The 24,430-nt window shown below is 58.9% G+C and carries 20 protein-coding genes; 6 read left to right on the top strand and 14 right to left on the bottom strand.

The window, feature by feature from the left end:
- Nucleotides 1-14: 14 nt before the first annotated feature.
- On the bottom strand, nt 15-1,139 hold the full coding sequence (locus tag QFW87_RS07570; protein ID WP_283190176.1) for a GNAT family N-acetyltransferase: 1,125 nt from the start codon (nt 1,137-1,139) through the stop codon (nt 15-17).
- Nucleotides 1,140-1,421: 282 nt separating this feature from the next.
- Here QFW87_RS07570 and QFW87_RS07565 point away from each other — a divergent pair, with 282 nt between their 5' ends.
- Nucleotides 1,422-2,735, top strand: a complete 1,314-nt coding sequence (locus QFW87_RS07565; RefSeq protein ID WP_283183445.1) for a putative porin — start codon at nt 1,422-1,424, stop codon at nt 2,733-2,735.
- Nucleotides 2,736-2,889: 154 nt separating this feature from the next.
- On the opposite strand, the gene QFW87_RS07560 is transcribed toward QFW87_RS07565, so the two are convergent.
- The 3 genes from QFW87_RS07560 to aceK all read right to left on the bottom strand — a co-directional run bounded on the left by QFW87_RS07560 (nt 2,890) and on the right by aceK (nt 10,194).
- Nucleotides 2,890-4,011, bottom strand: a complete 1,122-nt coding sequence (locus QFW87_RS07560) for a beta-ketoacyl-ACP synthase III (RefSeq protein ID WP_283183444.1) — start codon at nt 4,009-4,011, stop codon at nt 2,890-2,892.
- Nucleotides 4,012-4,322: 311 nt separating this feature from the next.
- Nucleotides 4,323-8,234, bottom strand: coding sequence for an ATP-dependent RNA helicase HrpA (gene hrpA, locus QFW87_RS07555; RefSeq protein ID WP_283190175.1), 3,912 nt, complete (start codon nt 8,232-8,234; stop codon nt 4,323-4,325).
- Nucleotides 8,235-8,475: 241 nt separating this feature from the next.
- Nucleotides 8,476-10,194, bottom strand: coding sequence for a bifunctional isocitrate dehydrogenase kinase/phosphatase (gene aceK / locus QFW87_RS07550; RefSeq protein ID WP_283190174.1), 1,719 nt, complete (start codon nt 10,192-10,194; stop codon nt 8,476-8,478).
- A 129-nt stretch (nt 10,195-10,323) separates the two neighbouring features.
- On the opposite strand from aceK, the gene QFW87_RS07545 reads away from it, so the two are divergent.
- Nucleotides 10,324-11,232: a DMT family transporter gene (locus QFW87_RS07545; protein ID WP_283190173.1), complete on the top strand. Its 909-nt coding sequence runs from the start codon at nt 10,324-10,326 to the stop codon at nt 11,230-11,232.
- A 95-nt stretch (nt 11,233-11,327) separates the two neighbouring features.
- Here QFW87_RS07545 and QFW87_RS07540 read toward each other — a convergent pair whose 3' ends face one another.
- The 3 genes from QFW87_RS07540 to cysK form a co-directional block, all read right to left on the bottom strand.
- Nucleotides 11,328-12,191: a DMT family transporter gene (locus QFW87_RS07540; protein WP_283190172.1), complete on the bottom strand. Its 864-nt coding sequence runs from the start codon at nt 12,189-12,191 to the stop codon at nt 11,328-11,330.
- 438 nt (nt 12,192-12,629) lie between these two features.
- On the bottom strand, nt 12,630-13,568 hold the full coding sequence (locus QFW87_RS07535; RefSeq protein WP_283190171.1) for an aspartyl/asparaginyl beta-hydroxylase domain-containing protein: 939 nt from the start codon (nt 13,566-13,568) through the stop codon (nt 12,630-12,632).
- Nucleotides 13,569-13,777: 209 nt separating this feature from the next.
- Entirely contained in the window at nt 13,778-14,752 is a 975-nt protein-coding gene (gene cysK / locus QFW87_RS07530) for a cysteine synthase A (RefSeq protein WP_283190170.1), read from the bottom strand.
- 126 nt (nt 14,753-14,878) lie between these two features.
- On the opposite strand from cysK, the gene QFW87_RS07525 reads away from it, so the two are divergent.
- On the top strand, nt 14,879-15,955 hold the full coding sequence (locus tag QFW87_RS07525) for a DUF748 domain-containing protein (protein WP_283190169.1): 1,077 nt from the start codon (nt 14,879-14,881) through the stop codon (nt 15,953-15,955).
- On the opposite strand, the gene QFW87_RS07520 is transcribed toward QFW87_RS07525, so the two are convergent.
- Both QFW87_RS07520 and QFW87_RS07515 read right to left on the bottom strand, forming a co-directional pair.
- Nucleotides 15,952-16,455, bottom strand: a complete 504-nt coding sequence (locus QFW87_RS07520; RefSeq protein WP_283190168.1) for a DUF2442 domain-containing protein — start codon at nt 16,453-16,455, stop codon at nt 15,952-15,954. The two genes, QFW87_RS07525 and QFW87_RS07520, sit on opposite strands and share 4 nt — an antisense overlap.
- Nucleotides 16,443-16,673 (bottom strand): DUF4160 domain-containing protein, encoded by a 231-nt coding sequence (locus tag QFW87_RS07515; protein ID WP_283190167.1) that lies wholly within the window; start codon nt 16,671-16,673, stop codon nt 16,443-16,445. Before QFW87_RS07515 ends, QFW87_RS07520 begins: the two co-directional genes overlap by 13 nt.
- 202 nt (nt 16,674-16,875) lie before the next feature.
- Here QFW87_RS07515 and QFW87_RS07510 point away from each other — a divergent pair, with 202 nt between their 5' ends.
- A complete protein-coding gene (locus tag QFW87_RS07510) occupies nt 16,876-17,721 on the top strand; it encodes a MoxR family ATPase (RefSeq protein WP_008067574.1) in 846 nt (281 codons plus the stop codon).
- A gap of 33 nt (nt 17,722-17,754) precedes the next feature.
- The gene (locus QFW87_RS07505) at nt 17,755-18,933 is read left to right on the top strand and encodes a VWA domain-containing protein (protein ID WP_046046088.1); all 1,179 of its coding nucleotides are present in this window, start codon (nt 17,755-17,757) and stop codon (nt 18,931-18,933) included.
- 120 nt (nt 18,934-19,053) lie between these two features.
- Here the strand turns inward: QFW87_RS07505 and QFW87_RS07500 are convergent, their stop codons facing one another.
- From QFW87_RS07500 to QFW87_RS07485, 4 genes are read right to left on the bottom strand one after another with little or no spacing between them, the layout of a single operon-like run.
- Nucleotides 19,054-19,980 (bottom strand): biotin-dependent carboxyltransferase family protein, encoded by a 927-nt coding sequence (locus QFW87_RS07500; protein WP_283183428.1) that lies wholly within the window; start codon nt 19,978-19,980, stop codon nt 19,054-19,056.
- Nucleotides 19,977-20,681 carry an allophanate hydrolase subunit 1 gene (locus QFW87_RS07495; RefSeq protein ID WP_283183427.1) on the bottom strand — a complete coding sequence of 235 codons (705 nt, stop codon included), beginning with the start codon at nt 20,679-20,681 and terminating at the stop codon, nt 19,977-19,979. The genes QFW87_RS07500 and QFW87_RS07495 overlap by 4 nt, the downstream gene beginning before the upstream one ends.
- Nucleotides 20,678-21,430: a 5-oxoprolinase subunit PxpA gene (locus QFW87_RS07490; RefSeq protein WP_134422161.1), complete on the bottom strand. Its 753-nt coding sequence runs from the start codon at nt 21,428-21,430 to the stop codon at nt 20,678-20,680. Before QFW87_RS07490 ends, QFW87_RS07495 begins: the two co-directional genes overlap by 4 nt.
- Nucleotides 21,431-21,490: 60 nt before the next feature.
- Nucleotides 21,491-22,777, bottom strand: a complete 1,287-nt coding sequence (locus tag QFW87_RS07485; RefSeq protein ID WP_283190166.1) for an MFS transporter — start codon at nt 22,775-22,777, stop codon at nt 21,491-21,493.
- A gap of 148 nt (nt 22,778-22,925) precedes the next feature.
- On the opposite strand from QFW87_RS07485, the gene QFW87_RS07480 reads away from it, so the two are divergent.
- Nucleotides 22,926-23,840 (top strand): LysR family transcriptional regulator, encoded by a 915-nt coding sequence (locus QFW87_RS07480; RefSeq protein WP_283190165.1) that lies wholly within the window; start codon nt 22,926-22,928, stop codon nt 23,838-23,840.
- Nucleotides 23,841-23,887: 47 nt separating this feature from the next.
- On the opposite strand, the gene QFW87_RS07475 is transcribed toward QFW87_RS07480, so the two are convergent.
- Nucleotides 23,888-24,430 carry a DUF2937 family protein gene (locus tag QFW87_RS07475; RefSeq protein WP_123366761.1) on the bottom strand — a complete coding sequence of 181 codons (543 nt, stop codon included), beginning with the start codon at nt 24,428-24,430 and terminating at the stop codon, nt 23,888-23,890.

The following is a 24,430-nucleotide window of genomic DNA, read 5'->3' as shown; positions in this document are numbered from 1 at the left end:
TGGTCTGCACCCCATCAGTCTTGCCGGTAAGGCAAGGCTGTCCTCGCTTCCTCGGCATACGCCAGCACGCCAACGCGCTCTTGCTGCAGGAAGTCTTTGACGGCAGCTTTCAGGCCGGGATGACGCAAGTAGTGCCATGAATGAGTGATCACAGGTTCAAACCCGCGAATCAACTTGTGCTCGCCCTGGGCACCGGCATCGAAACGCTGGAAGCCATTGGTAATCGCGTAGTCCATGCCCTGATAGAAACAGGTCTCGAAGTGCAAACGATCAAACTCCGCCAGACAGCCCCAGTAACGACCGTAAAAACTGTCGCCGCCCACCAGACTGAAGGCCATGGCCACCGGCCGTGAGCCCTGCTTGGCCAACACCACACGAATCGACTCTGGCATGCGCTCGGCCAGCAAACTGAAAAACTCCCGCGTCAGGTACGGCGCTTGCCGACGCACTGCGTAGGTATTGGCGTAGCAGGCATAGACAAAATCCCACTGCGCCTGATCGAGTTGCCTACCTTCAAGCCATTCGAAATCAATGCCCTGCCCCGCCACTTGTTCGCGTTCCTTGCGCATCTGCTTGCGCTTGCGCGAACTGAGGACGTCGAGGAAGTCCTGAAAATCCCGATAGCCGCGATTCTGCCAGTGGTACTGACAGCCGATTCGCTGCAACCAGCCCGGCTGCTCGGCCAATGCTGCGTCAGTGAACGGGTCGGTGAAGTTGATGTGGGCACTGGAGAGTTGTTCGATTTCAAGGTAGCCCGGCAGGCTTTTCAACAGTTCGAAACCGTCCTCGAGCGTGGCCGCCAGCAAACGCGGACCGCTGACCGGACTGAACGGCACAGCCGTCAGCAGCTTGGGGTAGTAATCGATACCGGCACGCTCACAGGCATCGGCCCAGGCGTGATCGAACACGTACTCGCCGTAGGAATGCCATTTGCGGTAACTGGGTAACGCGGCGATCAGGCGATCGCCTTCGATGTGCAGCAAATGCTCGGGTTGCCAGCCGGAATGAGGGCCGACGCTGCCGCTGTCTTCCAGTGCGCTGAGAAAGGCGTGGCGCAGAAAGAGCTGATTCTCGGGCACCAGGGCGTCCCACGTCTGCGACGCGATTTCGGACAGACTTTCCAGACGTTGCAGCGGCATCAGTTCTTCCCTACTTCTTTGCGTGAAAGCCCGGCGAGTATCGCCCATCGCCAAAAAATCCACACGAGCAATCCGCCGACAGGGCTCTGGGCCAGGGTGTACGCCATATTTGTATCGTCATCGAGACGCCATCATCTTGCCACTGCACTGTCATAAACCATCGCGATACTGGCGCCTGTTTTTAGAGCGCCGGATTCTATAGCCGGCCACTGTTTTCCGTCCGTCAACGGTCGGTTGTGTCCTGGATGGCTCAGTCATCCCATTACATCTTCGGAGATTGATATGCGTCTTGCTTCCACGAAAACTGCGGCGGCCTTGTGTGGTGGGTTGCTGCTGGCCATGAGTGTTCCGGCCAGCGCCGCAGTCGACGCCAAACTGCTCGACATGCTCAAGGCAAACGGCTCGATTTCTCCTGCGCAGTACACCGAACTGCAAGCCGAGCTGGCCAGCGATCAGAAAGACCAGCAAATCGCCCGTCAGGCTCAGCGAGAGACCAACGAGCAGATCGCGGCGACCGCGAAGAAAACCAATGAACTGAGCACCTTCGACCAGAAACTGGCGTGGGCTGCCAAGACCCAGTTCAAAGGCGATGTTCGTTTCCGTCAGGAAACAGTCAAGAACGATGGTGTTTCCAACACTGGCGACCAGGACCGTCAACGCATTCGTGTCCGCCTGGGTGCCTACACCGAAATCAACCCGCAAGTCGACACCGGCATCCGGATCGCCACGGGCAGCGACAACGATTCGCGCTCCACCAACCAGAGCCTGGACAACAACTTCACCAAGAAGGATATCTGGCTGGACCAGGGCTACGTGGATTACCACCCGACGGCCATCAAGGACCTGCACTTGATCGGCGGCAAGATGCCGCAACCGTGGGTGAGCACCGGCGACATCATCTGGGATAGCGACATCAGCCCTGAAGGTCTGGCAGCAACCTACAAGCACGCGCTGGGCCCTGTCGAGATGTTCGGTAGCGCCGGTCACTACACGCTCAAGGACAACGTCGACGGCGAAGGCAAGCAGTTCCGTCATGACCTGCGTCTGTATGCCGGCCAGTTGGGCGCGCGTTTCGCGATCACCGACTACTTGAAAATGACTCTGGGCGGCAGTCTCTACGCTTACGACAACGACAACGACATCAACAATACGTGTGCCGCGGCAACATGCCGACTGGCCGTCAACGGCAACACTGCGAACGAACAGTTCAAACTGTACGAAGGCTTTGGTCAGCTCGACATCGGCGGCCTGCCAATGCCGCTGTCGCTTTACGGTCAAATCGTCACCAACGACGATGCCAGCAACGATCAGGACATGGGCTGGCTGGCTGGCGTCAAGACCAAGTTCTACGGCTTCGGAGTGGACTACAACTACCGCGACGTACAGCGTAACGCGGTGGTCGGCGCCTTCACCGACTCCGACTTCGCCAACGGTTTCACCGGTTCGCGTGGCAGCAAGCTGAAAGTGAGCTACGAGATCGACAAGAACTTCTCCCTCGGCGCGACGTACTTAATGGCTGACTCCGACTACACCAACGCCACCCTGCGGGATTCGAAAATCAACACCCTGCAACTGGACGCAGAAGCCAAGTTCTGATCCACGCTACACGGCTCGGGCAAGGAAGCCAGAGCTGCTTTACCAAACTCGCGTTGCTGTATCGGTCCCCATCATCCGTCCGATACAGCAACGCGAGTTTTTTTGTCTGCGCAAAAAAAATCGTCCGAACTCGGACGATCTTTTTTTGACGAACTCAGCGCTTGCGCAGAATCACGCTACCAATCGAGTAACCGGCGCCGAACGAGCTGAGCACAGCCAGCGAACCGGCGGCCAGACCGTCCTGGTTCTTGTGAAACGCGATCACGGAACCGGCGGAGCTGGTGTTGGCGTAGGTGTCGAGAATCACCGGGGCTTCTTCTTCGGTGGCTTCGCGGCCCAGCAGCTTCTTGACGATCAGGTGGTTCATGCTGAGGTTGGCCTGATGCAGCCAGAAGCGTTTCACGTCGCTGATGTTGAGCGTGTTCTCTTCCAGGTGCGTAGCGATCAGCTCGGCGACCATCGGGCAGACATCGCGGAACACCTTGCGGCCTTCCTGCACGAACAGTTTGTCCTTGGCACCGATGCCCTCTTCCGCCGCGCGATTGAGGAAGCCGAAGTTGTTGCGGATGTTGTTGGAGAACTTGGTCAGCAGCTTGGTACTGACGATATCGAACTGGTACTTGGACGTCGCCAGGTCAGCACGTTCGATGATCACCGCAGTCGCGGCGTCGCCGAAGATGAAGTGGCTGTCACGGTCGCGGAAGTTCAGGTGCCCGGTGCAGACTTCCGGGTTGACCATCAGGATCGCCCGGGCCTGGCCCAGTTGCACGCTGTTGGCCGCCGCCTGAATGCCGAAGGTCGCCGAAGAGCAGGCGACGTTCATGTCGTAACCGAAACCCTGGATACCCAAGGCTTCCTGGACTTCGATGGCGATGGCCGGATAGGCCCGTTGCAGGTTGGAGCAGGCGACGATCACGCCGTCGATGTCCGCGGCGGTCTTGCCGGCGCGCTGCAAGGCTTGCTCGGCGGCACCGATGGCCATTTGGCAAAGCACCGACCACTCGTCATTCGAGCGTTCCGGCAGGCGTGGCGCCATGCGTTGCGGGTCGAGAATGCCTTCCTTGTCCATGACAAAGCGGCTTTTGATGCCAGAGGCTTTTTCAATAAACGCCGCGCTGGACTCGGTCAACGCTTCGATTTCGCCGCGCGCGATGGCGTCGGCATTGTCGGCGTTGAATTGCGCGACGTAAGCGTTGAAAGACTGCACCAGCTCTTCGTTGGAGATGCTGTTGGCCGGGGTGTACAGGCCGGTGCCGCTGATGACGACGTTATGCATGGTCGTTTCTCTAATCTGTTCAGGCAGAAAGTGTTGGCACCGACGTACCAACACACAAAGGATCTGCTCCCGTCAGGGGGAGCAAACCTGGCATCGCTTTATTCCGATCCGCCCAGACCTGTGAAAGCTCAAAACCGCGGGGCCGGCGTTTATAGGCGCGAAGTTTGCCATAAACATTGGGGTTTGGCGCCTTTTGCGAGAGCAACGCGTACCTAATGTAGGAGCGGGCTTGCTCGCGAAAGCGGTGTATCAGTCAACATTGATGTTGAAGCTGACGGCCCCTTCGCGAGCAAGCCCGCTCCCACAGGGGGTTACGGTTCGACTTGGGTCCATTGCTTGTTCAGGCGCTTGTCGGAGATCGGCACCTTGGTCCCCAATTGTTGGGCGAACAGGGAAACCCGGTATTCCTCCAGCCACCAGCGATAGAGCTCCAGTTGCGGATCGCGTTTGCCTTCTTGGGCATGTTTGTTGGCGCGCGTTTGATATTGCGTCCACAGGCCAGATAACTCGCCACTCCAGACCCGGTCCCTCTGCACCTGAGCGCCGATTTTCTCGAAGCGCTGCTCGACCGCTTTCAGATAACGCGGCAGCTCCTTGAGCCACTGCATCGGGGTTTCACGGACGAAGCCCGGATACACCAGATGACTGAGCTGCTGCTTGATGTCGTTCAACGCCACGGCTTGCGCCAGGTCGATCTTGCCCTTGAAGCGTTTTTGCAGGCCGTGCCAGAGCTTGAGGATTTCCAGCGCCAGCTTGGCCAGGCGCTCGGCGTGCTCGGTCCAGCCGCCGCGCTTGCGTTCGGCCAGTGAGGCCAACCCGGCGCCATCGCGTGGCAGCGGGTCTTCGCCCTCGAGAATGCAGCTGTCGAGGCTGGCCAACAGGATGTCTTCGACCAGACTGTCGATGCGCCCCATGTCGCGGTACATCAGGCCCAATTCGGTCAGTCCCGGCAACTTGCTGCGCAGGAACTTCGCCGGTTCGGCCAGTTGCTGCATCAGCAAACGCTGCAAGGCGCGGCGATGTTGAAACTCTGCCTCGGCCGGTGTCGAGAAACGTCCTTCCTTGACCGTGCCGCTCTCTTCCACCAGCGCCGGATACACCGTCATCGATAGCCCGGCGATCTTCTGCTGGGTTTTCTCGGCGACGGCGGCAAACACTTTCGGCTCCACCGGTTGCTGGTTTTTCGCGGTTTGCGGCACGGCCAACGCAGCCTGACTGGCTTCGGCAAAGCGTGCGGTCAGTTCCGCCAGATCACGCCCTTCGCCCAGGAACTTGCCTTGGCCGTCGACGATTTCCAGGTTCATCCGCAAATGACTGTCGACCTGCTGCGACGCTTCGGCCCAGGCTTCATCGCTGACCCGCGCACCGGTCATGCGCAACAGTTCACGACCCAACGCCTGAGGCAGCGAGCCCTCGGCGAAAGTCATGCGCTGCAATGCGGCTTTGACGAAGTCCGGCACCGGTACGAAATTCTTGCGCAACGCTTTGGGCAGGTTGCGCACCAGCGCGATGCACTTGGACTCGATCACGCCCGGCACCAGCCATTCCAGACGTTCCGGCGGCAGCATCGGCAACAACGGCGCCGGCACTCGCAGGGTTACGCCGTCGCGTGGATGGTTCGGTTCGAAGTGGTAACTGAGCGCCAATTCCAGATCACCGATGTGCAAGGTGTCCGGGTAATGCAAAGCGGTGACTTCACTCGCCTCGCGGGCCAACACGTCTTCTTCGCGCATGATCAACAGCTGCGGGTCTTTCTGGCTGTTGACCCGATACCAGCTGTCGAAGGTCGCGGTCTGGTGGATCTCCGCCGGCAGTCGCGCATCGTAGAAGGCGAACAGGGTTTCTTCGTCGGCGAGAATGTCGCGACGGCGGGCCTTGGCTTCCAGTTCGTCGAGCTGTTCCAGCAGTTGCGCATTGGCCGTCAGGCACTTGGCCTTGGACTGAATCTCGCCGCGTACCAGACCTTCACGAATGAACAACTCACGAGACACCACCGGGTCGATCGGCCCGTAATGCACCGGTCGGCGACCGACCACGATCAGCCCGAACAAGGTGATTTGCTCGAAGGCCACCACCTGACCGCGCTTCTTCTCCCAATGGGGTTCGAAGTGGTTTTTCTTGATCAGGTGCCCGGCCAAGGGTTCGATCCAGTCGGCGTCGATCTTGGCGACCATGCGCGCGTAGAGCTTGGTGGTTTCCACCAGTTCGGCGGCCATCAGCCATTGCGGACGCTTCTTGCCGAGGCCCGATGACGGGTGAATCCAGAAACGCCGCTGACGGGCGCCGAGGTAGTCACCGTCTTCGGTTTTCTGACCGATCTGGCTGAGCAGCCCCGAGAGCACGGCTTTGTGCAGTTTCGGGTAATCCGCCGGCTCTTTATTGAGGCTCAACTGCATGTCGCGGCAGATCAGGCTCAACTGCCGATGGGAGTCGCGCCATTCGCGCAGACGCAGGTAATTCAGGAAGTTCTTGCGGCACCAATTACGCAGCGGGCTGGCGGTCAACGCCTGGCGCTGTTCTTCGAAACCACGCCACAGATTGACCAGCCCGGCGAAGTCCGAGTCCACATCCTTCCACTGAGCATGCGCCTGATCCGCCGCTTGCTGACGTTCTGGCGGACGCTCGCGCGGGTCCTGAATCGACATGGCGCTGGCGACAATCAGCACTTCCTGCAAGCTGCCGAGTTTCGCCGCTTCCAGCAACATGCGGCCCATGCGCGGGTCCACCGGCAACCGCGCCAATTGGCGGCCAAGCGGGGTCAGCTGGCTGTTGCGGTCGACCGCCGAGAGTTCTTGCAGCAGGTTGAAACCGTCGCTGATGGCTTTGCCATCCGGCGGCTCGATAAACGGGAAATCGGTGATCTCGCCGAGACGCAGGTGCAGCATCTGCAGGATTACGGCGGCGAGGTTCGTGCGCAGGATTTCCGGGTCGGTAAATTCCGGGCGACCGATGAAATCTTCTTCGCCGTAGAGGCGGATGCAAATGCCCGGTTCGACCCGTCCGCATCGACCTTTACGTTGGTTGGCGCTGGCCTGGGAAATGGCTTCGATGGGCAGGCGCTGGACCTTGGCGCGGTAGCTGTAACGGCTGATGCGCGCGGTGCCGCTATCGATCACGTAACGAATGCCCGGCACGGTCAGCGAGGTTTCCGCGACGTTGGTCGCCAGGACCACGCGACGGCCTGGGTGCGACTGGAAAATCCGCTGCTGTTCGGCCGGCGACAGCCGCGCGTAGAGCGGCAGAATCTCGGTGTGCTTGAGCTGGGCCTTGCGCAGCATGTCCGCCGCGTCGCGAATCTCACGCTCGCCGGGCAGGAACACCAACACATCGCCGGGGCTCTTGCGCTCGCTGCGTTCGAACGCGGCGATTTCGTCGAGGGTGGCAAGAATCGCCTGATCCACCGTCAAGTCATCCTCGACGCGGTTGCCCTCTTCGTCCTGCTCCAGGGTCAGCGGGCGATACCAGGTTTCCACGGGGAAGGTGCGGCCGGAGACTTCGACAATTGGCGCATCATCGAAATGCTTGGAGAAACGCTCCAGGTCGATGGTCGCCGAGGTGATGATGACTTTCAGGTCCGGACGACGCGGCAGCAGGGTTTTCAGGTAACCGAGCAGGAAGTCGATGTTCAGGCTGCGTTCGTGGGCTTCGTCGACGATGATCGTGTCGTAGCGTTCGAGGTAACGGTCGTTCTGGGTTTCCGCCAGCAGGATGCCGTCGGTCATCAGCTTGATCAGGGTGTTGGAATCGCTCTGATCTTCGAACCGCACCTGATAGCCGACCACCGCGCCCAACGGCGTCGCCAGTTCTTCGGCGACCCGGCTCGCCACGCTGCGGGCGGCGATTCGACGGGGCTGGGTGTGGCCGATCAGGCCATGCTGACCGCGACCGATTTCCAGACAAATCTTCGGCAACTGGGTGGTTTTACCCGAACCGGTTTCACCGGCAATGATCAGCACCTGATGCTTGAGCAACGCTTCTTTGATTTCGTCGCGCTTGGCGGCGATCGGCAGGTTGTCGTCATAACGAATCACCGGCAGGCTGGCTCGCCGCGCCAACACCTGATCACAGGACGCCTGCATGCGCGTTACCCACTGGGCCAGTTTGGCTTCGTCAGGTTTTTTGCGCAGCTCAAGCAACTGCCGCCGCAGCCGGTGGCGGTCGGCAAGCATGGCGTGATCGAGGTTTTTCAGCAGTTTGTCGATGGAAGGCGATTCGTCAGTCATCAGGTACGCAATAAGTCGTCTAGTGGCGCAGGGGGCGGATTGTCGCAGATTTAAAGGGCGAACGAGATCCCTTGTAGCAGCTGTCGAGCCCCAGCGAGGCTGCGTTCGGCTGTGAAGCAGTCGTAAAATCAGCCAGCGCGGTGTTTCAGGTAAACCGAGGTGATTGGGTTGACGACTGCTTCGCAGCCGAACGCAGCCTCGCCGGGGCTCGACAGCAGCTACATAGATCGTGCGAATACGGTTACTCGTTGTCGAGGCCTTTACGGCGGTACGGAAACACATCAATCACCTTCCCCGCCCGAATCGCCTCCTGCAAGCTCCTCCAGTAATCGGCGTTGTACAACTCACCATGCAACTGATCAAACAACTTCCTTTGCCCCGAATCAGCAAACAAAAACGGTGGAAACTCTTCAGGAAACACATCCAGCGGTCCGATCGAATACCACGGTTCCGACGCCATCTCGTCTTCCGGCGTACGCGGTTGCGGGATGTGCCGGAAGTTGGCTTCAGTCAGGAAGCAGATCTCGTCATAGTCATAAAACACCACCCGCCCGTGACGCGTGACGCCAAAGTTCTTCAGCAGCATGTCGCCGGGAAAGATGTTCGCCGCCGCCAGTTGCTTGATCGCCAGCCCGTAATCTTCCAGCGCCTCGCGGACCTGAGCGTCGTTGGCGTTCTCCAGATACAGGTTCAACGGCGTCATCCGCCGTTCGGTCCAGCAGTGGCGGATCAGCACGGTGTCGCCCTCTACCGACACGGTGGACGCTGCCACTTCGAGCAATTCTTCCAGACAGGCCGGGTCGAACTTGCTCAACGGGAAACGGAAGTCGGCAAACTCCTGGGTGTCGGCCAGGCGCCCGACCCGGTCGACGCTTTTCACCAAACGGTACTTCTCGATCACCGTGGCGCGATCGACGTTCTTTGACGGAGAGAAGCGGTCTTTGATGATTTTGAATACGGTGTTGAAACCCGGCAGGGTAAACACGCTCATCACCATGCCACGCACGCCCGGGGCCATGATGAACTGGTCGTCGGTGTTGGCCAGGTGATTGATCAGCGCCCGGTAGAACTCGGACTTGCCGTGCTTGTAGAAACCGATCGAGGTGTACAGCTCGGCGATGTGCTTGCCCGGCAAAATGCGCTTGAGGAAACCGATGAACTCCGCCGGCACCGGGACGTCGACCATGAAATACGAACGTGTGAACGAGAAGATGATCGACACGTCCGCTTCATCGGTGATCAGCGCATCGATCTGAATCCCGCGACCTTCGCGGTGCAGCAGCGGAATCACCAGCGGCCATTGTTCGTCCTGGGTGTAGATGCGCCCGACCAGGTACGCGCCTTTGTTGCGGTAAAGCACCGAGGAAAACAGCTCGACGCTCAATTCCGGGTCCTTGCAGACCCAGTCCGGCAGGTTCTCGCGCAATTGCCCTTCGAGACGACTCAGGTCGCCCGCCAGGTTGGCGTAATCCTCGCTGAAGCGGTAGTCGGCAAAAATGCTCGCCAGCATCCCGGACAACTGGCCCTGGGGCTTGTACGTGCGGGTTTGTGCGGCGCGGGCCCGGCGCAGACTGGGTCGGGTGGTGTGGATGAACATGCAGCCGTCGCTGATCAGGTCGTGGCTGAACAGCCCGCAGAAAATCGAGTTGTACCAGGTTTCGGACAGTTCATCGTCGAAGCGCAGGTCGATCAGCGTGATGTAAGCGCTTTTGACCAGCGGCCAGCAGCTGACATCCAGCGTGTCGGCGTCGAACGCGATGTGCAACCGTTCCACCGTTTCGCTGACTTTTTCTTCGTAGAGATTGATCCGCGCGGCCGACGCCGATTGCGTCTCCTGCCACTTGGCCTGCTCGAAGCGAGCCCGGGCGCCGTCGGTGATCTGGCGGAAATGCTCGCGGTAATCGTCAAAGCCGTCGAGGATCATTCGGGCGATGTCGGCGGCTGGCCATTGCTGCGGCATAGGTAAAACCTCGGCGGCTGATTCTTATCGTGGGGCCTGAGCTTAGTGGCCCTTTGTTACGCAACGCAACCATTGCCTTGCGTCCTGACTGGCGCGACACTTGCGCGCTAATCAAGGAAGGAACGCGCTGTGAACCCCGTCGATACTCTGCGTTTGTTATCGCTTGCCGCCATTTGGGGCGCGAGCTTTCTGTTCATGCGCATCATCGCCCCGGTGATTGGCACAATCCCCACTGCTTTTTTCCGCGTATCGATTGCCGCGGTCGGTCTGTTGGTGATCCTCGGGCTGATGCGCATCAGCTGGGATTTCAAAGGCAAACTCAAAACCGTGATGCTGCTCGGGGTGATCAACTCCGGGATTCCGGCGACCCTGTATTCGGTGGCCGCACAAGTACTGCCGGCCGGTTATTCGGCGATTTTCAACGCCACCACGCCACTGATGGGCGTGCTGATCGGCGGTCTGTTCTTCCATGAAAGGCTCACCGCCGCCAAACTTGGCGGCGTGTTCCTCGGGCTGTTGGGCGTGGGCATCCTGACCCGAGCCGGTCCGGTGGCGTTCGACATGGAACTGCTGATGGGCGCCCTCGCCTGCCTGCTCGCCACGACCTGCTACGGTTTCGCCGGGTTCCTCGCGCGCCGCTGGCTTGATCAGGCCGGTGGTCTCGACAGTCGTCTATCGGCGGTGGGCAGCATGCTCGGGGCGACGTTGTTTCTGTTGCCGCTGTTCGGTTACAGCGTGATCAGCCAGCCACCGGAGAGCTGGGGTGGCTGGAGTGTCTGGTTGTCGCTGCTGGGATTGGGGCTGGTGTGTACAGCGCTTGCGTACATTATTTACTTCCGTTTGCTCAGCTCGGTCGGGCCGGTGAAGTCGATGACCACGACCTTTCTGATTCCGCCGTTCGGGGTGTTGTGGGGGGCGTTGTTGCTGGATGAGCCGTTGTCGATGGCGCACATCTATGGCGGGGTGTTGATTGCGGCGGCGTTGTGGTTGGTGTTGAAGACGGCGGTGGTGAAGGTTAAAGAGGTGGTTACCAGGTAGTTTTGTGGTACGGCCGATGTGAATTCGGTGCGGGCCGAGCATGCGCGAGCCAAATAAAAAAGGCCTGGAACTCGTGCCCCAGGCCTTGTTTTGTTTCAAGCGTTTTTACGGAATACGAACACCAGACCGATGATGATCAGCAACATGCCAAGCATGCTCAACGCCGCCAGCCGGTTGCCGAAAATCAGGTAGTCCATCACCGCCGTCACCGCCGGCACCAGGTAAAACAGACTGGTGACATTGACCAGGTTGCCCCGGGCGATCAAGCGATACAGCAGCAAGGTCGCCAGCACCGACACCACCAATCCCATCCACAACACCGGTACGATAAAACCGGTGCTGTGTTCGAAATGAAAGGGTTGGAACGGCACGAAGACTCCGCAGAGCAACAGCCCGGCCAGGTACTGCACTGGCAGCGTGCCGAGTGGATTGTCGGTGATGCGCTTCTGCATGATCGAGCCGAACGTCATGCTCGCCAGTGCCAGCAATCCGAAGAGCATACCGGCCAATGACATACCGGCCAGACCAATGCCCTGATAGACCACCATGATCAACCCGGCCAAACCCAGCGTCAGACCAAACATTCTGCTGGCTGATCGCTGACGCTCCATGATCACCACCGTGAGAATGGGCTGCACGCCCATGATCGTCGCCATCACTCCCGGGGTGACTTTCAGGTCCAGGGCCAGCAGATAGAAAATCTGATAAGCCCCCAACAACACCACGCCTGTGGCCATCGCATACACCATCGGCTTGCCGCCCTTGGGCAGTTTCAGCTTGAGCAACGGCACCAGCAGCACCAATCCGCAGATTGCGATAGCGAAGCGAAACAGCAGAAAGGCAAAGGGTGACGCGTGGGCCAGGCCCCATTTGGAGAAGATCGCCCCGCTGCTCCACAGCAAAACGAACAGGCTCGTGGACGCCGCCGCGAGAGCGGTGTTTTTCGAAAGGACAAACATGAATACCACCTGTAGTCAGGCAAAAAGCCAACTCAGCCGAAGCTGAAATTCAGTAGTTTTTTCAAGCGGGGGCTTTTTCAGACGGGCGTGGGAACAGCAGAAAAAAGCTGATCAGCCCGAAAAGCCAACGCCTGGCGGTGATACGACTGCGCACACCGGCGAGCTACTGACAGGTGGAGGGTAATGACTGATCTGCGCAGGCTGCTGATTCCCGCACGGCACGACGCCAGCGTTGACCGCTGAATCGACTACCGCGTTGATGAGGGAAGCTGGCATGGGCTGATCTTTTTTGAAGGGTAGAAAGGTGGGTTGGAAAACACCGAGCGCCGACTATAACCAGCGACTGACATGGATTGCAATGGCCAGTAAAAACAGCTCGCTGCAACGCGACCTGCTACAAAAGAGGGTGTTTCACTTGATATTTTTCTGTGTTCGGAATCACCCAAACAACCAATACCCCAACAACGTCAGCACCACCACCGCCAACACCGGTCGCAGCACACGGTAGGCCTTGGGATTGCGACGCTTCCATTGTTTGATCACACCACTGAACTTGTCGCTGGAGTTCTTGCTCCATGCGTAAACCTGGTTAATCCCGCCAACACGTTCATCTTCAAGATTCTGCGGTGCAGTGGCGCGACCCAAAAAGCCACTGATCCAGCGGTTGGTGCGGGTCATTAGGCGGTTGCTCAGCGGTCGTTCGATGTCGCAAAAGAGGATGACCCGAGTCTTGTCGGTTTCATTCTTGACCCAATGCACGTAGGTTTCGTCGAACATCACGTCTTCGCCATCACGCCAGGCGTAGACCTGACCGTCGACGAAGATCCGGCAATCGTCGGAGTTCGGCGTCGACAGCCCCAGGTGATAACGCAGAGAACCGCCGAACGGATCACGGTGCGGGTTGAGGTGGCTGCGGCCTGGCAGCAACGCGAACATGGCGCCTTTGACGTTGGGAATGCTGCTGAGCAGTGCCACGGTTTTCGGGCACAGGGCTTCGGCCGATGGCAGTGGTTTGTCGTACCACTTGAGGTAAAAGCGCTTCCAGCCTTTCTTGAAGAACGAACCGAACCCGGCGTCGTTGTTCCTTTCGGCGGCACGGATGTAACCCTCGTCGAACAAATGCATCGCTTCGTCGCGGATGCCTTCCCAGTTGTCCTTGAGCACATCCAGTTCCGGGAACTTGCTGCGGTCAGGATAGGGTTTGGATGGCACGCTGGAGAACAGGTACATCAAGGCGTTATAGGGCGCGAACAAAGCCGAGTGGTTGACGAACTGACGCAAGACCGGCAAACGCGCCTTGCCGCGCAAATGCACATAGAGAGTGCTACCGAAGAACAACAGCAAAAGCGACGCCTTTGCGGCAAGGGAAACGGTCATCAACAACTCCTTGATAGTAGACAACTCTGCACCACGCCATTTACCCGACGTGGCAGCCGGCCATGATAAACACTACCGGCCTCGGGAAAAACCCGCATAACTCAACATTCAGTGTTAAGGCGTGCGCAATAAAGCACTTCTTAACATAAGGTTCCTGAACGGGGGCTGACCTGAATCACCCCCTCCCACTGGATCAAAAATCGCAACGCCTATTGCTGATTCTCCTGCTCGGTAAACAGATCACTGAACAGCATGCTCGACAGGTAGCGTTCACCGGAGTCCGGCAGGATCACCACGATGGTCTTGCCCTGCATTTCCGGGGTTTCCGCCAGGCGGACGGCCACCGCCATGGCGGCGCCGCAGGAAATGCCGCTTAAAATCCCTTCTTCCTGCATCAGGCGCAGGGCCATGGCCTTGGATTCTTCATCGCTGACCAACTCAACCCGATCGACCATCGACAGATCAAGATTCTTCGGCACAAAACCGGCACCAATACCCTGGATCTTGTGAGGGCTCGGCTTGATTTCTTCACCGGCCATTGCCTGGGTGATGACCGGAGACACCGCTGGCTCCACCGCCACCGAGATAATCGGTTTACCTTGGGTATTCTTGATATACCGCGAAACCCCGGTAATGGTTCCACCTGTTCCGACGCCTGCCACCAATACGTCGACTGCACCGTCGGTGTCGTTCCAGATTTCCGGACCGGTCGTTTTTTCGTGGATGGCCGGATTGGCCGGGTTTTCAAACTGCGACGGCATGAAGTAGGCAGCCGGGTCACTGGCGACAATTTCCGCAGCCTTTTCGATCGCTCCTTTCATGCCCTTGGCTGGTTCGGTCAGTACCAGTTCGGCCCCCAGAGCCTTGAGCACTTTGCGTCGCTCGATACTCATGGACGCCGGCATGGTCAGCATCAGCTTGTAACCGCGAGCCGCAGCAACGAATGCCAGGCCGATACCGGTATTGCCTGAGGTCGGTTCGACGATGGTCATGCCAGGCTTGAGTTTGCCGGTGCTTTCGGCGTCCCAGATCATGCTTGCACCGATCCGGCACTTGACCGAGTAACCGGGGTTACGCCCTTCGATCTTGGCCAGGATGGTCACGCCGCGCGGGGCGATACGGTTGATCTGCACCAGCGGTGTATTGCCGATGGAATGGGCGTTGTCAGCGTAAATACGGCTCATGGCTGGGTCCTTGTACAGCGTTGAATAAGCCATTCAAGGTATGCCTGTTGCCCGTGGTCGTCCAGTCAGTCGAACGTCCTGCAACCGGCGCAGTCAATGGTTTTACATCGCCAGAGATTTGCCATCATGAAACGGAGATACAGTTGGCCGCTGTGGACCCTCGCCGGCCTTGTTGTGCTGCTGATAGCCCTGCACATCGCCCTGCCCTACTTGGTGCGCGACTACCTGAATGACAAGCTGGCGGACATGGGTGACTACCGTGGCCAGATCACTGATGTGGACCTGGCCCTGTGGCGCGGCGCCTACAAAATCAACGGACTGAAAATCGTCAAGGTCGACGGAAAAGTCCCGGTGCCTTTCGTCAACGCGCCGCTGATCGACCTTTCCGTCAGTTGGCACTCGCTCTGGTCCGACCACGCCGTCGTGGCCGAGGTACAGTTCTTCAACCCCGAGGTGAACTTCGTCGACGGCGGCGCCAACAAGAAAAACTCCCAGACCGGTCAGGGCACCGACTGGCGTGCGCAGTTGAGCAAACTGGCCCCCATCACTCTGAACGAAGTGCGGATCAGCGATGGCAAAATCAGTTTCCGCAACTTCAACTCCAAGCCCCCCGTGAACATGAACGCCACTCAGGTCAACGCCAGCTTTTACAACCTGACCAACGTGGTCGACACCAAAGGCAAACGCGACGCTCGCTTCGAAGGCAAGGCGCTGCTGTTAGGGCACGCGCCACTGGAAACCACCGCAACCTTCGACCCTTTGAGCAATTTCGAAGACTTCGAATTCCGCCTGCGAGCCAGGGACATCCAACTCAAACGCATGAACGACTTCGCCTCGGCCTATGGCAAGTTCGACTTCAATGCAGGTCACGGTGATGTGGTCATTGAAGCCCAGGCTAAAAAAGCTCAATTAACGGGTTACATCAAACCGCTGCTAAAGGACGTCGACGTGTTCAATTGGCAGCAGGACGTCAAGAACAAGGACAAAGGGATTTTCCGCTCCATTTGGGAGGCCATTGTCGGCGGCTCCGAAACGGTGCTGAAAAACCAGGGCAAGAACCAGTTTGCGACTCGCGTGGAACTGAGCGGCAATGTGCATCGCCGAAATATCAGCGCATTCGAGGCTTTTTTGCAGATTTTACGCAACGGCTTCATCCAGGCGTTCAATGCCCAATACGAACGGCCCAAGCCGGACGCCGGTTAAGGCTTGCGTGTGACGGTATAGCGACCGGTTTCTTCGGCCGCCCGCGCCGGGCTCGATTGCTGCTGCAAGAAGTCCCAGCCCAGACAGGCCAGTGCCAGCGATCGCGGTACGGCTTCACGACCACTGCTGTAACGCGTAATGCTGCGGGCACTGACCCCCAACGCTTCGGCCGCCTGATTGAGCGGCAGCCCGGTGCGAGCGCGCCAGTCGATGAAGATCCGGGTGTTTTCGTCCACTGCATTTTGTGCGAGAGCATCCAGATACAGGGTGTCTGCGCCGATCTGGATGTCCAGTTCGGGCCACTCGACACTCCAGCCATCGTCGCCCAGGGTTGCACCGTCGAAAGCGCCAGCCTCCAGCAATGGCTGCAACCCTGGATAGGCGCGCAGGTCCCGACTCAAATCGAGGTTCAGTTGCTGACCGTCGATAAAGGTCAGCATAAGGCGGTGATCCGGCAGCGCCTGCACGGACGACAGCCGTGGTCGTTTCATGGGTAACATCGTTTCCAATCCTCCAGCAATTTCACCTGATGGGCCCTGACCCACTCCAGCGCTTCCTTGATAATCAACGGCGGCGCCTTGCCCACCATCACTTCGACGGTTTCAAGGCTGAGCATGACGTCCAGCCCACCACCGGTCAGGTGGACATGGGGCGGCGGATGATCCTTCTCGCGCAACTGAATGCGGTACGTATCGCGAAATCGGTATTTAGTAGACATGCCCAGCAAGCTATCGCCAAAATGGCGATATCTCAATACTGGCTAGCGGCCGAGACTGAGTCAAGATGTGACGCCCCATTCAGAGACTGAATAAGCCGTCTGCGTTCACAGTCGACCGGGCACCGCGTTATAGTCGGGTACTACAATTATTGCACCCCGCCCTGCTTCGTTCAGGTCGGCGTTACCGTTCGAGGATTAGCAGATGAAGTTCGAAGGCACCCAGGCTTACGTCGCCACCGATGACCTGAAGCTGGCGGTCAACGCCGCCATCACCCTGGAGCGTCCGCTGCTGGTCAAGGGCGAACCGGGCACCGGCAAGACCATGCTCGCCGAGCAACTGGCCGAGTCCTTCGGCGCCAAATTGATCACCTGGCACATCAAGTCCACCACCAAGGCGCATCAAGGCCTGTACGAGTACGACGCGGTCAGCCGTCTGCGCGACTCGCAGCTGGGCACGGAAAAAGTCCACGACGTACGCAACTACCTGAAAAAGGGCAAGCTCTGGGAAGCCTTCGAATCCGAAGAGCGGGTGATCCTGCTGATCGACGAAATCGACAAGGCCGACATCGAGTTCCCGAACGACTTGCTGCAAGAACTCGACAAGATGGAGTTCTACGTTTACGAGATCGACGAGACCATCAAGGCCAAGAAACGCCCGATCATCATCATTACTTCCAACAACGAGAAAGAACTGCCGGACGCCTTCCTGCGCCGCTGCTTCTTCCACTACATCGCCTTCCCTGATCGCATCACGATGCAGAGGATCGTCGACGTGCACTACCCGAACATCAAGAAGGACCTGGTCAGCGAAGCGCTGGACGTGTTCTTCGACGTGCGCAAGGTGCCGGGCCTGAAGAAGAAGCCATCGACCTCCGAACTGGTGGACTGGCTGAAGCTGCTGATGGCCGACAACATCGGCGAAGCGGTGCTGCGCGAGCGCGATCCGACCAAGGCCATTCCACCGCTGGCCGGCGCCTTGGTGAAGAACGAACAGGACGTGCAATTGCTTGAGCGTCTGGCGTTCATGAGCCGTCGCGGCACTCGCTGATCCCTCTGTTTAACAAGATAGAGGGCGATAGCCATGCTGCTTAACCTGTTCAATGAAATGCGCGCAGCCAAAGTGCCGGTCTCGGTACGGGAGCTGCTGGACCTGATCAACGCGCTTAAACAGCGCGTGACCTTCGCCGACATGGACGAGTTCTATTACTTGTCGCGAGCGATTCTGGTGAAGGACGAAAAGCATTTCGACAAGTTCGACCGGGCCTTCGGTGCTTACTTCAATGGCCTGGAAAAACTCGACGACCACCTTCAGGCATTAATTCCGGAAGACTGGCTGCGCAAGGAATTCGAGCGTTCGTTGACCGACGAAGAACGGGCGGCGATCCAGTCCCTCGGCGGCCTGGACAAGTTGATCGAAGAGTTCAAGAAACGCCTCGAAGAACAGAAAGAACGTCATGCCGGCGGTAACAAGTGGATCGGCACGGGCGGTACCAGTCCGTTTGGCTCCGGCGGCTTCAACCCGGAAGGCATTCGCGTCGGCGATGCCGGCAAGCGCCAGGGCAAAGCGGTCAAGGTCTGGGATCAGCGCGAGTACAAGAACCTCGACGATTCGGTGGAGCTGGGCACGCGCAACATCAAGGTCGCCCTACGACGGTTGCGCAAATTCGCGCGCCAGGGTGCGGCGGAAGAGCTGGACATCGATGGCACCATCGACCACACCGCACGCGATGCCGGGCTACTGAACATCCAGATGCGTCCGGAGCGGCGCAACACCGTCAAGTTGTTGCTGCTGTTCGACATCGGCGGCTCGATGGACGCCCACGTGAAGATCTGCGAAGAGCTGTTTTCGGCCTGCAAGACCGAGTTCAAACACTTGGAGTATTTCTACTTCCACAACTTCATTTATGAATCGGTGTGGAAGAACAACATGCGCCGCACGTCCGAGCGCACGTCGACCCAGGATCTGCTGCACAAATACGGCGCCGACTACAAAGTGATCTTCATCGGTGACGCCGCCATGGCGCCGTACGAAATCACCCAGGCCGGCGGCAGCGTCGAGCACTGGAACGAAGAAGCGGGTTATGTGTGGATGCAGCGGTTCATGGAGAAGTACAAAAAGGTCATCTGGATCAACCCGTATCCGAAAGATACCTGGGGCTATACGTCTTCGACCAACATCGTGCGGGACTTGATTAACGACCAGATGTACCCGCTGACGTTGCGGGGTTTGGAAGAAGGGATGCGGTTTCTTTCCAAGTAATCTTCGTCGTCTGTTCGACCGCTATCGCGAGCAGGCTCGCTCCCACAGTTGATATCCAGCGAACACATTATTTGTGTACGACCAAAATCCAATGTGGGAGCGAGCCTGCTCGGGATGCTTTTAGCAGTTAAAAAAACGGCGTAAATACTCGACCTGCTCCCGATGCGCGACTTCCTGCACCACCGGCCGCAACCGCACCTGCGCCCCCGGCAAACACTGCGCCAGTCGCGCCAGCGCCAACGGCGTCAACGCCCCCAATCGCGGATAACCCCCAATGGTCTGCCGATCATTGAGCAACACAATCGGCTGCCCGTCCGGCGGCACCTGAACCGCACCCAGCGGGATGCCTTCGGAAATCATCGGTTTACCCTGATACTGCAACGCCGTTCCCAGCAAGCGTATGCCCATCCGGTCGGCACGGCTGTCGAGGGTCCAGATGCTGTTGAACGCGTCAAACGAACTCTGCCCACTGAACTCGCCGATCTGGGCACCGAGCACCAGGTCTAGCGGCGCGTTGAGTTTGAAATCCGGTACCTGTTCGCGCGCCAATTCCCGCAACAGTAGCAGTGAGCTCCCCGAGTAGCTCAACTGCGCATCTTTGGTCAACGCCCGGCCCATGCCATCCAGCCCGCCGAGTTCCTCACGGACAACCGTTGCGCTGCTGCCCAACACCTTTGGCGCATCAAATCCGCCCGGGGCTGCCAAATATGCCCGAGCGCCAAGCAGCGGCTGAGTGAATTGCAATTGCTGACCTTTGTTCAGCCTGAAACTGCGCCACGGCGCCAACGCCTCGCCATCCACCTGCGCCCCCAGATCCGCCCCGGCCAACGCCAGCACGCAATCCTCTTCGGCAACGACGGTGAACCCGCCGAGGGTGATTTCAATCACCGGTGCATCCAGGCCGTTGCCCAGCAACCAATTAGCCCACGACATCGATCGCCAATCCGCCGCCCCGCCCTGGGTCACGCCCAGATGCCGCACGCCGAAACGGCCAGCATCCTGCAACAAACACAGCGGTGTACTCGCTTCTATTGATAGACGACTCATGCCTGCGCCTCCAACGGCGTGTCATCACCGCCCAAATTGATGAATTCGGCATGACTGACGGCTTCGAAGCGCACTGTATCGCCCGGTTGCATCAGGCTGTAGCCGTCGCGTTCGCGGTCGAACAATTTGGCCGGGGTGCGGCCGATCAGATTCCAGCCACCGGGGGACACCACCGGGTAAGCGGCCGTTTGCCGTTCGGCGATGCCGACACTGCCGGCGGCCACCTTTTTACGCGGAGTGTTCAGACGCGGCGCCGCCAGCGCTTCTTCCACCAACCCCATGAAGGCGAAACCCGGCGCGAAACCCAAGGCGAACACCTGATATTCGCGCTCGCTGTGGCGGCGGATCACTTCATCCACGGCCAATCCGCTGCGCTGGGACAACAGGCTCAACTCCGGGCCAACGCTCAAGTCATACCAGACCGGCAACACATGACATTTGCCGCGGGGGCCGGTGTTGGGCGACAGATCGATCAGGGCCTCAGCGATCAGTTCCCGAGCCTGAGCCGGACTCAACGCGGTCAGATCGTAATGCACCATCAACGTCGTATAGGACGGCACCAGATCGATCAGATGCCCGGCGAACGCAGCACGCAGACTTTCACTGGCGGCGAGCATCCACGGCATGTTCGCTTCGGCTATCTCATCGAACAGGCGCACCATCAGGCAATCCAGCGCCACCACTTCGACCCGGATTTTCATGGCGCACTCTGCTGATCAAGTGCTTCGCGAATACGCCGCACGGCGGCTACCGAACTGGCATTGTCGCCGTGTACGCAGAGGGTATTGGCCTGCAAATGCAAGGCACTGCCATCGCTGGCCGTAAGGTTGCCCCCGCGGGCAATGGTCAGCGCCTGCTCAATAATTGTTTCGGGATCGTGATGCACTGCGCCTGGCAGTTGCCGCGAGACCAGCATTCCCGCGCTGTCGTAAGCGCGATCGGCGAAGGCTTCGAACCACAGGGTCACGCCGTATTCATCGCCCAACTGCTGGGCTGCGCTGTTGTCGCGAGTGGCCATCAACATCAGCGGTAACTCACGATCATAGGACGCCACAGCCTGAAGCACCGCGCGCAATTGCGCCGGGTTGGCCATCATGTCGTTGTACATCGCGCCGTGCGGCTTGACGTAACTCACCCGCCCGCCCTGAGCCCGGCAAATGCCGTCGAGGGCGCCGATCTGGTAATGCACAATGTCCTGAAGTTCCTGGGCGGTGTAGGCCATGGAACGGCGGCCGAAACCGACCAGATCCTGATACGCCGGATGGGCGCCGATCTGCACGCCGTTGCTCAAGGCCAGGCTGACGGTCTTGCGCATGATGCTCGGGTCGCCGGCGTGGAAGCCGCAGGCGATGTTGGCGCAATCGATGAAGGGCATGACCTCGGCGTCCAGACCCATGGTCCAGTTGCCGAAACTCTCGCCGATGTCGCAGTTCAATAGCAGGCGGTTCACGGTGAACACTCCTGTAGGTTTGATTCTTTTAGCTGTAGGCATTTGCCCGCAGATTATCAGCTACTCGGCTTCAAGTTGCTTGCCACGGGTTTCCGGCAAGCTCAGTGCCGCAAGAATCACCACCCCGTAGGACACCGCCGCAAAAGCACCGATTCCCACGCTCAATGGCACCTTCTGGCTCATCAAGCCGATCAACAGGGGGAACAACGCCGCCAACGCCCGGCCGATGTTGTAGCAAAAGCCCTGACCAGAACCGCGAATCCGCGTTGGAAACAGCTCGGTCAAAAACGCGCCCATGCCGCTGAAGATCCCCGAGGCGAAGAAGCCCAGAGGAAAGCCCAGCCAGAGCATCACGCCATTGCTCACCGGCAATTGGGTGTAGAGCAGAACAATGGTGAACGAGCCGACCGCGAACAGAATGAAGTTCTTTTTACGCCCGAGGATGTCAGTCAAATACGCGCTGATGACATAGCCGACGTAGGAACCGACGATCACCATCGCCAGATAACCGCCCGTACCGAGTACGCTCAAACCGCGTTCGTTCTTCAGAAAGGTCGGCAACCAGGAGGTGATCGCGTAGTAACCGCCCAGGGCACCGGTGGTCAGCACCGACGCGCGAATCGTGGTGGAAAGGATGCAGGGAGCGAATATCTCGTAAAACTTTGCCGGATTACTGGGCTCTTGCTTAGCCTTGGCTTCGCGATAGATTTCCGGGTCCTTGACCAGTCGACGGACGAAGATCACAAAGATCGCCGGCACGATGCCAAGGATGAACAGTGCGCGCCAGGCGTCTTCCGGTGGCAGCACCGAAAACAGCAGCGCGTACAAGATCGCCGTCAGTCCCCAACCCAATGCCCAGCCGGATTGCACCATGCCAACAGCCTTGCCGCGGTCCTTGGCGCGAATCACTTCACCCATCAACACCGCGCCGGCGGTCCATTCGCCGCCGAAACCGAAGCCCATCAGCGTGCGGCTGATCAGCAGTTGTTCGTAGTTTTGGGCGAAACCGCAGAGGAAGGTGAAGAAGGCGAACCACAACACCGTCAGTTGCAAGGTGCGTACGCGACCGATGCGGTCGGACAGAATCCCCGCCACCCAACCGCCGATGGCCGAGGCGATCAGGGTGCTGGTGTGAATCAGCCCGGCCTCGCCGGTGGTGATGCCCCACATCGCAATCAGGGTTGGCACCACGAAGCTGAGCATCTGGGTGTCCATACCGTCCAGGCCATAGCCGATCTTGCAGCTCCAGAAGGTGCGGCGTTCCTGTTGATTGATGTTGCGGTACCAGTCGAAAGGTCCCGGGCGAACCGTGGCTTTTGGGATGTCGAGCGTGTCGGGCGCACTCATGGCAAATCTCCGCGCTAATTTTTATTGGTATTGTTCTGAGCCCCGACGACGCCTATCGTGGGAACCGGATGGCCTGATTTTTGGGCTGCCGGCCCTGCTGCGTCCAACTAATAAAACCCCGCTCTAGACATAAGAAAAACTTGTCCCTATGAACCTGAAGTTTCTTGAGACCTTTGTCTGGGTCGCCCGACTCAAGAGTTTTCGCCTGACGGCAGACAAGCTCTTCACCACCCAGGCGTCGATTTCCAGCCGCATTGCCGTGCTCGAAGGCGAGCTCGGGGTGAAGCTGTTCCTGCGCGATTCACGTGGCGTGAGTCTGACGCCCGAGGGCTTGAAAGTGCTCGAGTACGCCGAGCAAATGATGGACACCATGCAAGCCCTCAAACAGTCGATCGAAACCCGCTCGAGCAAGGTCGGACGGGTTCGCATTGGCGTGATGGACACGGTCATCCATACCTGGCTGAGCCCGTTGGTGGCACAAATGATGGATCACTATCCGCTGGTGGAAATCGAGTTGGTGGCGGATACCGCGCTCAACCTCTGCGATCAGCTGCAAAAAGGCTTTCTCGATCTGATCTTGCAAACCGACCTGTTGCGTCAGGAAAGCGTGCGCAGCCTTGAGCTGGCCAGTCACCCGATGGGCTGGATTGTGGCGAGCAATTCGATCTACAACCGTGAGTATTCCGGCATCGCCGATCTGGCGCGCGAGCGCATCATTACTTACTCGAAAAACTCACACCCGCATCAGGACATCTTGAGTTTGATGCAGGCCAACGGCGTCATGACGCCGCGGTTGAACTGCGTGAACTCGGTATCGGCGATCACTCGGTTGCTGCGGGACGGTTTCGGTATTGGCGCGCTGCCGCCAGTGCTGGTCGCCGAGGAACTGGCGCGGGGGGAATTGACCTTGCTGGCCATCGATCAACGGCCACCGAATTTGCAGGTGGTGGTGTCGTGGCGGGTTGGCGTGGAGTGGGTCGAGGAGATTGTTCAGTTGTGTCAGCAGGTGCTGGATGGGTATGCGAAGAAGGTGGGTGAGAACTACATCGTCCTCGCGCGCTAACCTTGTAGCAGCTGGCGAAGCCTGCTGCTACAGGTCGGTGGCGCTCATTACAGCCCGCGCACATCCCGATCTTCGATCGGCCGGCTCTGGCGCAGGCGTTTGCCACCCAGCACCACCCAGTCGATCAGACGGAACAGGCATTCAATGCCGAACGACAACAGCAACGCCCCGCTCATGCCCCAGATCATCGCTTCCGGCGTCAGCAGGATCTGGTAGCTGTAGCCATTCCAGGTTTCCTTGCGAATATCCGGATCAGCCGCCAGTGCAACCTGCAGGAAGCGGATGTACCACGGGCCTTGCATGGCCTGGAACTGTTTATCGAGGGCCAGTTGACGGGTCAGCAAGGTGCTCAGGCTGTCGGCATCGCTGCGAAAAATCGGGTCTTCGCTGGCGCGGTAATGGGCCACCAGCGCCTGCATGTCACCCTTGAAGAACTGATTGGCAGTGCCCTGAAAACCGCTCAAACCGGTCTGTGCCTCAATCAGATGCGCTTCGACCCGCTTGGCATAATCGCTGATGAACCCCGGCACCTGGACACCGATCAACAGGCCCGCCGCGAACAACACCAGCCGTAGATAACTGAGCAACAT

Origin of the sequence: Pseudomonas sp. PMCC200344, assembly GCF_030053095.1 — a bacterium.
GTDB lineage: Bacteria > Pseudomonadota > Gammaproteobacteria > Pseudomonadales > Pseudomonadaceae > Aquipseudomonas > Aquipseudomonas svalbardensis.
Note: the sequence above shows the minus strand (reverse complement) of the source record. Positions and strands in the feature narration are given on the sequence as shown.